Source organism: Jiangella anatolica, assembly GCF_003236295.1.
Lineage (GTDB): Bacteria > Actinomycetota > Actinomycetes > Jiangellales > Jiangellaceae > Jiangella > Jiangella anatolica.
On record NZ_POTW01000052.1, the window covers coordinates 34,916 to 47,576 of the forward strand.

General features: G+C 72.8%; 12 protein-coding genes. All 12 read left to right on the forward strand.

Annotated elements, in window-relative coordinates; all coding sequences use genetic code 11:
* Positions 1 to 122 precede the first annotated feature (122 nt).
* Positions 123 to 1,169 (forward strand): Gfo/Idh/MocA family protein, encoded by a 1,047-nt coding sequence (locus tag C1I92_RS19950; protein ID WP_111256402.1) that lies wholly within the window; start codon positions 123 to 125, stop codon positions 1,167 to 1,169.
* Positions 1,166 to 2,185, forward strand: a complete 1,020-nt coding sequence (locus tag C1I92_RS19955) for a Gfo/Idh/MocA family protein (protein ID WP_111256403.1) — start codon at positions 1,166 to 1,168, stop codon at positions 2,183 to 2,185. Before C1I92_RS19950 ends, C1I92_RS19955 begins: the two co-directional genes overlap by 4 nt.
* Positions 2,182 to 3,069, forward strand: a complete 888-nt coding sequence (locus C1I92_RS19965; protein WP_199521405.1) for a fumarylacetoacetate hydrolase family protein — start codon at positions 2,182 to 2,184, stop codon at positions 3,067 to 3,069. Before C1I92_RS19955 ends, C1I92_RS19965 begins: the two co-directional genes overlap by 4 nt.
* A 9-nt stretch (positions 3,070 to 3,078) precedes the next feature.
* Positions 3,079 to 4,731 carry an ABC transporter substrate-binding protein gene (locus C1I92_RS19970; RefSeq protein ID WP_111256404.1) on the forward strand — a complete coding sequence of 551 codons (1,653 nt, stop codon included), beginning with the start codon at positions 3,079 to 3,081 and terminating at the stop codon, positions 4,729 to 4,731.
* Positions 4,732 to 4,766: 35 nt separating this feature from the next.
* Positions 4,767 to 5,726 (forward strand): ABC transporter permease, encoded by a 960-nt coding sequence (locus C1I92_RS19975; RefSeq protein ID WP_111256405.1) that lies wholly within the window; start codon positions 4,767 to 4,769, stop codon positions 5,724 to 5,726.
* The gene (gene opp4C, locus C1I92_RS19980; protein WP_199521406.1) at positions 5,723 to 6,673 is read left to right on the forward strand and encodes an oligopeptide ABC transporter permease; all 951 of its coding nucleotides are present in this window, start codon (positions 5,723 to 5,725) and stop codon (positions 6,671 to 6,673) included. Before C1I92_RS19975 ends, opp4C begins: the two co-directional genes overlap by 4 nt.
* On the forward strand, positions 6,673 to 7,680 hold the full coding sequence (locus C1I92_RS19985) for an ABC transporter ATP-binding protein (protein WP_111256406.1): 1,008 nt from the start codon (positions 6,673 to 6,675) through the stop codon (positions 7,678 to 7,680). Before opp4C ends, C1I92_RS19985 begins: the two co-directional genes overlap by 1 nt.
* 98 nt (positions 7,681 to 7,778) lie before the next feature.
* Positions 7,779 to 8,747 carry an ABC transporter ATP-binding protein gene (locus C1I92_RS19990; RefSeq protein ID WP_111256415.1) on the forward strand — a complete coding sequence of 323 codons (969 nt, stop codon included), beginning with the start codon at positions 7,779 to 7,781 and terminating at the stop codon, positions 8,745 to 8,747.
* Positions 8,744 to 10,345, forward strand: a complete 1,602-nt coding sequence (locus tag C1I92_RS19995) for an N-acyl-D-amino-acid deacylase family protein (protein WP_146605211.1) — start codon at positions 8,744 to 8,746, stop codon at positions 10,343 to 10,345. The genes C1I92_RS19990 and C1I92_RS19995 overlap by 4 nt, the downstream gene beginning before the upstream one ends.
* On the forward strand, positions 10,342 to 11,202 hold the full coding sequence (locus C1I92_RS20000) for an IclR family transcriptional regulator (RefSeq protein ID WP_111256408.1): 861 nt from the start codon (positions 10,342 to 10,344) through the stop codon (positions 11,200 to 11,202). Before C1I92_RS19995 ends, C1I92_RS20000 begins: the two co-directional genes overlap by 4 nt.
* A gap of 8 nt (positions 11,203 to 11,210) precedes the next feature.
* On the forward strand, positions 11,211 to 12,047 hold the full coding sequence (locus C1I92_RS20005; protein ID WP_111256409.1) for an amidohydrolase family protein: 837 nt from the start codon (positions 11,211 to 11,213) through the stop codon (positions 12,045 to 12,047).
* On the forward strand, positions 12,044 to 12,661 hold a 618-nt coding region (locus C1I92_RS20010), incomplete at its 3' end, for an alcohol dehydrogenase catalytic domain-containing protein (protein ID WP_158564213.1). The genes C1I92_RS20005 and C1I92_RS20010, both read left to right, overlap by 4 nt.

Below are 12,661 nucleotides of genomic sequence, written 5' to 3' on the forward strand. Positions count from 1 at the left end.
TTGCCGGAAGCGTAGGTTGCTTCTTCAAGCATGGCAAGACGTTCCATTTCGCGTGGCGTTACGTGATCGTCACGGCGCAGGGCCTTGACAGGGCATCGCTCGCGACCCAAAGATGACTCGGCATGGCACGCCATTCCGTGATTGAGGACACGCCGCCGCCGGGCGTGCTGATCGTCGGCGCCGGCTTCATCGCCGACCACCACGGCGCCGCGCTGCGGGCCACCCCGCGAGCCCGGCTGGCCGGCATCGTCGACGTCGACGCGGGCCGTGCGAGCGCCGCCGCGACGGCCGCCGGCGGGGTCGCGTGGAGCACCGACCTGGGCGAGGCGCTGGCCCGGCCGGACGTCGACGCGGTCATCGTCTGCACGCCGAACATGACGCACGAGCCGATCGCGCTCCAGGTCGCCGCGGCCGGAAAGCACCTGCTGATGGAGAAGCCGCTGACCATCACCGTGCCGTCCGCCCGCGCCGTCGTCGAGGCCTTCGACGCGGCCGGGACGGTCGTGATGGCGGCGCACACGCACCGCTTCTACGACTACGGGCGGGCCGTCGACGACGCGATCGCCGGCGGCGCCATCGGCCGGCCGGTGTTCGCCCGGCTGGCGATGCTCGGCGGCTGGATCTGGCCGGACTGGCGGGCCTGGGTGCTGGACCCGGCCAAGTCCGGCGGGCACGCGCTGCACAACGGCGTCCACCTGCTCGACCTGGTCAGCTGGTGGCTGCGCGACGAGCCGGTCTCGGTCTACGCGCGCGGCCGCAAGCGCACCGCCGAGGAGCTGCGCATCCACGACTACCTGGAGATGCACGTGGAGTACGCCGGCGGCGCGAGCGCCGTGTGCGAGATGAGCCGCGGTCACCGCCCCTCGACGATCGATCGCCGCGACGTGCTGGTCGCCGGCACCGACGGCGTGCTGCAGCTGCCGGCCGAGGGCTGGGGGTCGCCGCTGGTGACCGAGTCCGGCGCGAGCCTGCTGCCGCCGCAGGCGGCCAACGGGTTCGCCGTCCAGCTGGACGCTTGGCTGGACGCGATCGCCGACCCGGCGGCCGAGCGGGCGATGACGCCGGCCGACGCGGTCCGCGCGGTCGCGCTGGGCGTCGCCACCGAGCTGTCCATCGAGCGGGCCGAGCCGGTCACGCTCGACGAGGTCATGGGAGGTGTGCTGGCATGAGCGACACCCTTGGCGTGCTGCTGCTCGGCTTCGCCGGCCTCGGCCCGGACCAGGACCACCAGCAGGACATGTACCTCCCGGCGTTCAGCACGCACGACGGCTTCGAGGTGGTCGCTGTGGCCGGCGACGACGCCGCCGGCCGGACGACGGCCGAACGGCTGGCCGGCAAGCTCGGCCTGCCCGCGCCGGCCGCCGACCTCGCCACGGCGCTCGCGGACCCCGCGGTGGACGTCGTCAGCGTCTGCGTCTCGCCCGAGCGCCGGGCCGACGCCGTCATCGCGGCGCTGCGCGCGGGCAAGCACGTGCTGGCGGACAAGCCGCTGGCGCTGACGGCGGCGGACGCGGCCCGGGTCGCGGCCGTCGCCGCCGAGACCGGCCTGGTCTGTCTGCCGGCCCACCACCAGCGGTTCCACCCGATGATCGGCGCCGCCCGCGGCGCCGTCGCCGCCGGGAAGGTCGGGCTGCCGTGGAACGTGCAGGCCGACTTCCTCGTCGCCGGCGGCACCCCGTCGCCGGCCGGCGAGCTGGCCAACTTCGCCGTCTACCCGATCGACGTGGTGCTCGCGCTCACCGGGCAGCGGGTCCGCCGGGTGTTCGCCCGGCTCTCGACGCACTGGAGCGACGGCGGCGCGGACGACCACGCGCTGCTCTTCCTCGACCACGACAACGGCCTGACCAGCACCATCAGCGTCGGCCGGACCCGTGAACTGGCCGACACCCCGCCGGCCGGCCTCGCCCTGCACCGCTACCGCGTCAGCGGCTCGCACGGCGTCCTCGACATCGACGCCTCGCGCCCGGCTGTCGTCCTACGCCGGGCCGAGGCGTCGAGCCATACCTGGCACGGCGCCGGGACGGTGGACCGGCTGCTCGACGAGCTGCGCGCGGCGATCGCCGCGGGCCGTCCCAGCGCCCCGTCCGCCGCCGACGCCGTCCACATCGCCGAGATCGTCGACGCGGCCCGCACGTCGGCCGCGTCCGGCACACCTGTCGAGCTCTCCCAGGAAGGCAGTCGATGAAGCTGGTCAGCTACACCCGCGACGGCGCGACCCGGCACGGGTACGTCGCCGACGAGGCCGCCGGCACCGTCGCCGAGCTCGGCGACGGCGACCTCGCCGCGCTGGTCGCGGCCGGCGCCGGCACCGACCCCGGCTGGCGGCCGCCGGAGCCCGTCGGGACCCACCGGCTGGCCGAGCTGACCGTCCGCGCCCCGATCGCGCGCCCCACGAAGGTGCTGGCGGCGGCCGCGAACTACCAGGAGCACGTCGCCGAGGGCGGCGGGAAGCCGCTGGACAAGGGCGCCCTGGCGCCGCGGCTGTTCCTCAAGCCCGGCACGTCCATCGCCGACCCGGGCGCCGACATCGCCCTGCCGGCGTTCAGCACCCAGGTCGACTGGGAGGCCGAGCTGGTCGTCGTCGTGGGCCGCGGCGGCCGGGACATCCCGGTGGAGCGGGCCCTCGAGCACGTGGCCGGCTACGCCACCGGCAACGACGTGTCGGCCCGATCGGTCGACTACGGGTACCGGCGCGACACCTCGGCGGCGGTCGACTACTTCGACTGGCTGGCCGGCAAGTGGCCGGACGGGTTCGCACCGTACGGCCCCTACCTCGTCACGGCCGACGAGGTGCCCGACCCACAGGACCTCGGCATCGAGCTCGAGGTCAACGGCACGCTCCGGCAGAAGGGGAGCACCGCCGCCATGATCTTCACCGTCGCCGAGCTGGTCGCGTTCGCGTCCAGGCTGATGACCCTCGAGCCCACCGACATCATCATGACCGGGACGCCGGCCGGAGTCGGCGCGGCGTCGGGGACCTATCTCGCCGCGGGCGACGAGATGACCGTCCGCGTCACCGGCCTCGGTGACCTCACCAACCGCGTCGTCCACCCCAACCAGATCCCCTGAGAGGTAGCTGTGAGACGTTCCAGAGCGCAACGCGCAGCCCTGATCTCCGCCGGCCTGTCCCTCGTCCTCGCCCTCGCGGCCTGTTCCGATCCCAGCCAGGACGACGACACCGGCACCAGCGACGAGGGCACGAGCGACGGTGGCGCCGCCGAGGACACGGCGCTGAACGCGTACCTCTACCAGGCGCCGAACTCCAACTGGAGCCCGATGGCGCCGGCACACGGCCCGGACGTCATCGTCATGAACCTCATCTACGACTCCCTGCTCGGCGTGAACCCGGACTACCAGCTGTACCCGCGGCTGGCGACCGGCCTGCCGGAGGTCTCCGAGGACGGCCTCACCATCACCTACACGCTGCAGGAGGGCCTCACCTGGAGCGACGGCGAGCCGTTCACCGCCGAGGACGTCGTCTTCACCTACAACATGGTGGCCAACCCGGCCACCGGCAGCCCGTCGGCGGGCAAGTTCGCCGACGTCGAGGGCGCCGCCGAGGTGACGGCCGGCACCGCGGACACCGTCAGCGGGTTCACCGCGCCGGACGAGCACACCTTCCAGATCACGCTGACCAAGCCGAACCTCGGCATCGTCGGCCTGACCGGCAACATCTTCATCATCCCGCAGCACGTGCTGGCCGACGTGCCGGTCGACGAGATGGACACGACGGACTTCTTCACCAAGAGCCCGAACGTCGGCCTCGGCCCGTACGTGTTCGAGGAGTACCAGACCGACCAGTACGTCCACCTCGTGAAGAACCCGAACTTCCGGGAGGGCGAGGTCGACATCGACGAGATCTACCTGCGCCCGGTGACCTCCGACGTCGCCACCGCCCAGCTGGGCACCGGCGAGATGGACCTGGTGCAGATCTCGCCGGCCGACCTCTCCACGGTCGAGGCGCTCGACGGCATCGAGGTCGCCTCCGCCCCCGGCGCGGGCTTCATCCGGACCTCGGTCAACGAGCTGAAGCCGTACCTGAAGGACGTCCGGCTCCGGCAGGCGATGCTGTACGCGATCGACCGGCAGCAGCTGATCGACGAGGCGCTCGGCGGCCACGCCCAGCCCGTCAACGCCAGCTTCATGAAGGACGCGCTCCCGGACGACCTGGAGACCTACGAGTACAACCCGGACAAGGCCCGCGAGCTGCTCGCGGAGATGAACTGGGACCCGAACCAGGTGATCCAGTTGACCTGGATCCCGGGCCAGCGCGACCGCGACACCGCGGCGACCGTCATCGAGGCGCAGCTCAACGAGGTCGGCATCAAGCTGGAGCTGAACCAGGTGCAGCCGGGCGAGTTGACGGACATGATGAACGCTCAGTCCTACGACATGACGCTCTACGGTGGCGGCAACTACGCGACCGAGCCGTTCGCCGTCTACCCGATCGACAGCTGCAACACGCACTACCCGAACGGCGCCAACCTGTCGTTCTGGTGCAACGAGGAGTTCGACCGGCTGGTCCAGGAGGCCAACCAGACGGTGGACGAGGCCGCCCGCTACGACCTCTACCGGCAGGCCGCCGTGATCGAGAACGCCGAGGTGCCGATGATCTGGCTGTACAACCCTGACACCATCTGGGCGCACACCGACCGGATCCAGGGCTTCGAGCCGATGGGCGACCAGACGAACCCGTTCTGGAACGTGCAGGAGTGGTCCCTCGACGGTTAGGACCCGGGCTCGGCGCCCGGATGAGGAGGTGAACGGTGGCGGCGTTCGTCGTCAGACGGATCTTGGTGAACATCGTGGTGTTCATCCTGATCGGGATCGGCGTGTTCCTGCTGGTCCGCGCCGCGCCGGGCGATCCGGTGCGGATGATGATCCGGCCGGAGGACCTGCAGGAGGGCAGTGAGGGGTTCATCCAGGCCCGGCGTGCCGAGCTGGGCCTGGACGACCCGGTCCTCGTGCAGTACGGGCGGTGGTTCCTCGACGCCGTCACCGGCGACCTGGGCTCGTCGTTCATCAGCCGGGAGCCGGTGAGCGGTCTGCTGCTGGAGCGGCTCGGCCCGACCGTCCTGCTGATGTCGACGGCGCTGGGGATCGCGCTGCTGATCGCGATCCCGCTGGGCACGATCGCGGCGGTGCGGCGCAACACCGGCGTGGACTACGCCGCCGCGGCGCTGAGCCTCGGCGTCATCTCGGTGCCGTCGTTCTTCCTCGGCATCGTCGCGATCTACCTCTTCTCGCTCCAGCTGGGCTGGCTGCCGTCGTCGGGGATGTCCACCCCCGGCGGCGGTGGCGGCGCGGACATCCTGGAGCACCTGATCATGCCGGCGGCGATCCTCGGCCTGGCCGCCGCCGGGCCGCTGACGCGGTACGTGCGCGGCAGCCTCATCGACGAGTTGTCCGCCGACTACGTGCGCACGGCCGAGGCCAAGGGCGGCTCACCGGTGCGGGTCGTCGGCCGGCACGCGCTGCGCAACTCGCTGATCCCGTTGATCACCATCGTGATGATCAACATCCCGCAGATGCTGGCCGGCGCGGTGGTGCTGGAGCAGGTGTTCGCCTGGCCGGGCATGGGCCAGCTGGCCGTGCGGGCGGTGAACACGCAGGACTATCCGGTGATCGTCGGGTTCGCGCTCTACGTGGCGGCGCTGGTGCTGATCTGCAACCTGCTCGCCGACCTCGCCTACGCCGTCGTCGACCCGAGAGTGAAGGTCACATGAGCGACCTGCGACCGTCCCTCGACACGCCCGACGTCGCCGCCGCCGAAGTGGCGGTGGCCGTCGACGCCGCCGGTGGCGGGCCGCGGTCCGGCCGCCGCTCGCCGCGGGCGATGGCCGCGCGCCGGTTCCGCCGCAACCGGGTGGCGGTCGGTGGCGCGATCTTCCTGGTGCTGATCCTCGTCGTGGCGGTCTTCGCGCCGCTGATCGCGAACCACTCGCCGTACGCCGTCGACCTCGGCGCGATCCGGCAGCCGCCGTCGGGCGACCACTGGCTGGGCACCGACGCGTCCGGCCGTGACGTGTTCGCCCGGCTGGTCTACGCCGCCCGGGTGTCGCTGCTGGTCGGCGTGGCCGCGGCGCTGCTGGCGGTGGTGGTCGGCACGCTCGTCGGCGCGGTCGCGGGGCTGTTCGGCGGCTGGATCGACACCCTGCTGATGCGCACCGCGGACATGATGCTGTCGTTCCCGAACATCGTCGTCGTGATCGTGCTGGCCGGCCTGCTCGGCCCCAGCATCCCGATCCTCGTCATCGCGATCGCCGCCGCCGAGTGGCCGACGGCGGCCCGGCTGGTCCGCGGCGTCACGCTGGCCGTGCGCGAACGCGAGTACCTGCACGCCGCCCGGGTCGCGGGCGCGTCCCGCGGCTGGCTGCTGCGCAAGCACATCGTGCCGGCCGCGATGGGGCAGATCGTCGTCGTCGGGACCATCTCGGTGGCCGGCGCGATCCTCTCCGAGGCGGTGCTGTCCTTCCTCGGCCTGGGCGTCCAGCCGCCGCAGGCCAGCTGGGGCAACATGCTCAACGACGCGCAGAGCCTGACGGTGATCCAGTCGATGCCGTGGCTGTGGCTGCCGCCCGGCCTGGCCATCGCCGCGACGGTACTGTCGGTCAACTTCGTCGGCGACGGCCTGCGCGACGCCGTCGACCCGCGGCAGTCGGGGAGGTCGTGATGACGCAATCCGAACCGTTGCTGGAGGTCGACGACCTGGCGGTGGAGTTCCGCACCGACGAGGGGGTCGTCAAGGCCGTCGACGGCGCGTCGTTCACCGTCGACCGGGGCGAGATCGTCGGTGTCGTCGGCGAGTCCGGCTCGGGCAAGAGCGTCACCGCGATGTCGATCCTCGGCCTGGTGAAGTCGGGCCGGCGAGCCGGCGGGACGATCCGGTTCCGCGGCCGCGACCTGGGCGCGCTGCCGGCCAAGGAGCTGCGCTCGATCCGCGGCGGCGAGATCGCGATGATCTTCCAGGACCCGATGACGGCGCTCAACCCGGTCGTGACGATCGGCCGGCAGATCGTCGAGGCGCTGCGGCTGCACGACAAGAAGCTGGCCAAGGGCGCCGCCCGCGACCGCGCGATCGAGTTGCTCGCCCTCGTCGGCATGCCCGACGCGGCGGCCCGGTTCCGGCAGTACCCGCACGAGTTCTCCGGCGGCATGCGGCAACGCGCGATGATCGCGATGGCGATCGCCAACGGCCCCAGCCTGCTGATCGCCGACGAGCCGACCACCGCGCTCGACGTCACCATCCAGGCGCAGGTGCTCGACCTGCTCAAGGTCGCGCAGCAGGAGACGCAGGCGGCGACGCTGCTGATCACGCACGACCTCGGCGTCGTCGCCGAGCTGGCCGACCGGGTCGTCGTCATGTACGCCGGCCGCGTGGTCGAGCAGGGCGACGTCATCACCGTCTTCACCGAGCCGCGGCATCCGTACACCGTCGGGCTGCTGGAGAGCCTGCCCCGGCTGGACCGCGACGTCGACGAGCTGCACCCGATCCCGGGCAGTCCGCCGAGCCTGCTGGCGCCGCCGCCGGGCTGCCCGTTCCACCCGCGCTGCCCGCTGGCCCGGGACCGCTGCCGCACCGAGCGGCCGCCGCTGCGCGCCGTCGGCGCCGCACACCACAGCGCCTGCCACTTCGCCGAGGAGCTCGCGGCCGTCGTTCCCACGGAGGTGACCCGGTGACATCCCACCCCGCCGAACCCCCGTTGAGCGTCCAGACGGCGGCCGCCGAGCGGCTGGAGCACCTGGGCGAGGAGGTGCTGCGGGTCGAGGACCTGGCCATGCACTTCCCCGTCCGCGGCGGGCTGTTCCGCCGCCCGGTCGGCGCCGTCCAGGCCGTCGACGGCGTCTCGTTCGGCATCGACCAGGGCGAGACGCTGAGCCTGGTGGGGGAGTCCGGCTGCGGCAAGTCGACCACCGGGCGCATGGTGGTGCGGCTGCTGGAGCCGACCTCGGGGCGGATCCTCTACCGCGGGCACGACCTCGCGACGATGAGCGAGGACGAGCTGCGGCCCTGGCGGAGCAAGACGCAGATCGTCTTCCAGGACCCGTACGCCTCGCTGTCGCCACGGATGACCGTGCACGACATCGTCGCCGAGCCGCTGCGGGTGCAGGGGAAGTACCGGCAGGGCGGCGCCGAGCGGGTGGCCGAGCTGCTCGACCTCGTCGGCCTGCAGCCCGAGCACGCCAACCGGTACGCGCACGAGTTCTCCGGCGGCCAGCGCCAGCGCATCGGCATCGCCCGGGCGCTCTCGCTCGACCCGGAGCTGCTGGTGCTGGACGAGCCCGTGTCCGCGCTGGACGTGTCGATCCAGGCGCAGGTGGTGAACAAGCTGCGCGAGCTGCAGCAGCGGCTGGGGCTGGCGTACCTGTTCATCTCGCACGACCTGTCGATCGTGCGGCACGTGTCGCACCGCATCGCGGTCATGTACCTCGGCGGGATCGTCGAGACCGGCACCCGCGACGAGATCTTCCGCGCGCCGCAGCACCCGTACACGCAGGCGCTGCTGTCGGCGGTGCCGGTGCCGGACCCGCGGCTGCGCGGCGCCCGGGAGCGGATCACGCTGAAGGGCGACGTGCCGAACCCGGCGAACCCGCCGTCGGGCTGCCGGTTCCGCACCCGCTGCTGGAAGGCGCAGCCGAAGTGCGCGGAGGAGGCGCCCGCGCTGGAGGACCGGCTCGGCGCCGGCCACCCCAGCGCCTGCCACTTCCCGGAGCTGCTGCCGGTGCTGCCTGGGGCCGCCTCGTGATCGATCTCCTGATCAGCGGCGGGACGGTGGTCGACGGCACCGGCGCGGACGGGGTCCGGGCCGACGTGCTCGTGGCCGGCGGGACGGTGGTCGCGGTGGGCCCGCCGGGTCCGGCCGAGGCCGCCCGGACGATCGACGCCACCGGGAAGGTCGTCTGCCCCGGCTTCGTCGACCTGCACACGCACTCCGACCTCACGCTGTTGTCCGCGCCGCAGGGACGCAGCGCCGTCCACCAGGGCATCACGACGACGGTGGTCGGCAACTGCGGGCTGGGCGTCGCGCCGCTGGCGCCCGGCGCCGACGTCGCCGGCGTGCGGGCCGCCGTCAGCTACCTCGACCTCGACCCGTCGATCGAGTGGGCCTGGCGGACCTACGGCGAGTACCTGGACGCCGTCGCCGCCGCACGGCCCAGCCTCAACGTCGCCGGGCTGGTCGGGCACCTGCCGCTGCACGCCGGCGTCGTCGGGTTCGACGACCGCCTGCCCACCGCCGCCCAGCTCGACGCGATGACATCGCTGCTGTCCGACGCGCTGTCCGCGGGTGCGGCCGGGCTCTCGACCGGGCTGATGTACGCGCCGCTGACGTTCGCCCGGCGCGACGAGCTGGACGCGCTGGCCCGCGTCGTCGCCGATCACGACGCGGTGTTCGCCTGGCACCTGCGCGACTACGCCGACGACGTGCTGCCGGCCGTCCGCGAGGCGTTGGAGGTCGCGGCGGCCACCGGCGTGCGCACCCAGCTGTCGCACCTCACGGTCGTCGGCCGGCGCAACTGGGGCAACGCCGCCAAGGCGCTGGAGCTGGTCGACGCCGCCCGCGCCGACGGCCTCGACGTCGCGATCGACATGTACCCGTACCTCGCCGGTAACGCGCCGCTGTCGCAGCGGCTGCCCGCGTGGGCGCAGGCCGGCGGCGAGTCGGTGATGCGGTCCCGGCTGACCGATCCCGAAGCGGTCACGCGGATCCGCGAGCACTGGGCCGGGCAGCCGCTGGGCTGGGACGAGATCACCGTCAACTCCGCGCCGGGCGCACCTGAGGTGGTCGGGCGCCGGATCACCGAGCTGGCCGCCGAGCGCGGCGCCGACGCGGACACCGTCGCGCTGGAGCTGCTGGCCCGGCTCGGCAACGCCGTCTCGATGGTCGCCGGCGGCCGCGACGCGGGCGACCTGCGCGCCGTCCTCTCCCACCCCGCGACGGTCATCGGCTCCGACGGGCAGGCACTGGACCTCGACGGGCCGACGGGCGAGGGCAGCCCGCACCCGCGCGCCTACGGCAGCTACCCGCGGCTGCTGTCCGACCACGTCGCCGACGGCACGCTGACGCTGCCGGAGGCGATCCGCAAGGCCACGTCGGGTGCGGCGCGACGGGCCGGGATCACCGATCGTGGCACCATCACCGCAGGGCAGGCCGCCGACATCGTGGTGCTCGACGTCGGCAGGCTCGCCGACCGCGCCACGTTCGCCGACCCCCGGCGCTACCCCGACGGCGTCGACGCGGTGATCGTCAACGGTGAGCCGACGATCACCGAGGGGCGGCACACCGGCGCACGGGCCGGCCAGGTACTCAGAGCACGGAACAACAGCAAGGGGCAATCATCGTGAGACCCGTCGCCAGAACCACCCGCCGCACCTCCGTCGACGACGATCGGCCGGCGTCGGCGAACTACCACGCCAACGCGCTGGCCCGCGGCCTCGCGCTGCTGGAGCTGCTGTCCACCGGCCCGGACCCGTTCACGCTGGTCGACATCAGCGAGTCCACCGGGCTGCCGAAGAGCACGCTGGTGCGGCTGCTCGCGGTGCTGGCCGAGATGGAGTACATCGTCCGCGTCGACGAGCGGCCGTCGTACCGGCTCGGGCACAAGGTGCTGCGGCTGTCCAACGCGTACATGTCGTCGCTGGACCTGTCCGTCGTCGCCGACCGGTACCTCGCGCCGCTGGCCGACCGCACCGGGCAGACGGCGAACCTCGGCATGCTCGACCGCGACCAGGTCATCCACGTCGGCGTGCACGAGCCGGACCGGCCGATCCGGTTCCGCGCCAGCCCCGGCGTCCGCGACCACTCCTACTGCACCGGGCTGGGCAAGCTGCTGCTGTCGCGGCTGCCCGCCGACCGGCTGGCCGACCACGTCCCCGCCGGCCCGTTCGAGCGGTTCACCGACGCCACCATCACGACGATGGACGAGCTGACCCGCGAGCTGCGGCTGATCGAGCGGCGGGGCTACGCCTTCGACGACAACGAGCGCAGCGTCGGGCTGCGCTGCGTCGCGGTCCCGGTCGAGGTCGACGGCGAGTGCCTGGCCGCCGTCAGCGTCTCCGGCCCGTCCGGTGAGTTCGGCCCGGACCGTCAGCAGTTCTACCTGGAGCGGCTGTCGGAGACCGCGGCCGAGCTGGCCGGCGACCCGGACACCGCCGCCGCCATGCGCATCGTGCACAGCTCGCTGCGTCCCGCCCACCCCTAGGAGGCCGTGTGTTCGACGTCCACAGCCACTGTCATCAGCCGGAGCACTGGGGCCCGGAGTGGCGCGACCACTGGGCGCCGGTCTACCACCAGGAGGAGGCGCACGCGTTCACGCCCGAGGAGTACGACCGGGCGATGAAGGAGGGCGGCGTCTCCGTCGCCTGCGTGTTCGGCCTGCGGGCGACGGCGGCCGGTGTCGCGACGCCGAACGAGTACGTCGAGTGGTTCTGCGCGTCGACCAGCACCGAGACGATCGGGTTCATGGCGCTGGACCCCACCGACCCCGATGTCCTGGAGCAGTTGGCGGACGGTGTCGCGCGCGGGCTGCGGGGGATCAAGCTGTACCCCGTCCTGGCGCTGTTCGACGCGCGTGACTCGCGTTTCGATCCCTTCTATCGCGCTGCCGCCGAGGCCGGGCTGGTCATCCTGTGGCACATGGGCGCGACGCCGAGCCCGGCCGGCTCGCTCATGGTCAGCCAGCCGCTGGTCGTCGACGAAGTGGCCCGCCGGCATCCGGACCTCACCATGGTGATGGCGCACATGGGGCACCCGTGGCAGCGCGAGGCGATGGTGGTCTGCCGGAAGAACCGGCGCGTCTTCACCGACGTCTCCGCCTCGTGGGCGCGGCCGTTCGACGGGTATCACGCGCTGGTCCGGGCCCAGGAGTGGGGTGTGGTCGACAAGCTGCTGTTCGGGTCGGACTTCCCGATCTGGACGCCGGCGCAGGCGGTGGCCGGGCTGCGGGAGATCGCCGCGATCCGGCCGCCGACCATGCCGTACGTGCTGCCGTCGACGATCGAGTGGCTGCTGGACGGGGATCCGCGCGAGGCGCTGGGGCTGCTGTGAGTGCTGTCCCGACGCGTGCCGCGGTGCTGTGGCGGCTGGGTGCGTCGCCGCCGTACGCGGGTGGCTCAGCGCTGACGGTCGAGTCGCTTGTCCTCGCCGGGCCGGAGGCCGGTGAGCTGCTGGTGCGGATCGAGGCGGCCGGGCTGTGCCACTCCGACCTCTCCGTCATCAACGGCAGCCGGCCGCGGCCGACGCCGATGGTGCTCGGGCACGAGGCCGCCGGCGTCGTGGAGGCGGTCGGCCCCGGCGTCATCGACGTCGCGCCCGGCGACCACGTCGTCATGACGTTCGTGCCGTCGTGCGGGCACTGCTTCGAGTGCGCCGCCGGCCGCCCGGCCATGTGCACCGTCGGGGCTGTGGCCAACGGAGCGGGGCGGCTCGTGGCCGGTGGGACCCGGTTCTCCCGCGACGGTGTCGACTTCGCGCACCACCTGGGTGTGTCGGCGTTCGCCGAGCGGACCGTCGTCTCGCGAGGCTCCGTCGTCGTCGTGCCGGCGTCGGTGCCGTTCGACGTGGCGGCGATGCTCGGCTGCGCGGTGCTGACCGGCTTCGGCGCCGTCGTGACGACGGCCGGCGTGCGGCCGGGGGAGTCGGTCGTCGTGTTCGGGTTGGGT

What these genes read in the sequence shown, in the direction of transcription:
- C1I92_RS19950 (WP_111256402.1), top strand. Translation starts at nt 123, where the DNA reads ATGGCACGCCATTCCGTGATTGAGGACACGCCGCCGCCGGGCGTGCTG.
- C1I92_RS19955 (WP_111256403.1), top strand. Translation starts at nt 1,166, where the DNA reads ATGAGCGACACCCTTGGCGTGCTGCTGCTCGGCTTCGCCGGCCTCGGC.
- C1I92_RS19965 (WP_199521405.1), top strand. Translation starts at nt 2,182, where the DNA reads ATGAAGCTGGTCAGCTACACCCGCGACGGCGCGACCCGGCACGGGTAC.
- opp4C (WP_199521406.1), top strand. Translation starts at nt 5,723, where the DNA reads ATGAGCGACCTGCGACCGTCCCTCGACACGCCCGACGTCGCCGCCGCC.
- C1I92_RS19985 (WP_111256406.1), top strand. Translation starts at nt 6,673, where the DNA reads ATGACGCAATCCGAACCGTTGCTGGAGGTCGACGACCTGGCGGTGGAG.
- C1I92_RS19990 (WP_111256415.1), top strand. Translation starts at nt 7,779, where the DNA reads ATGCACTTCCCCGTCCGCGGCGGGCTGTTCCGCCGCCCGGTCGGCGCC.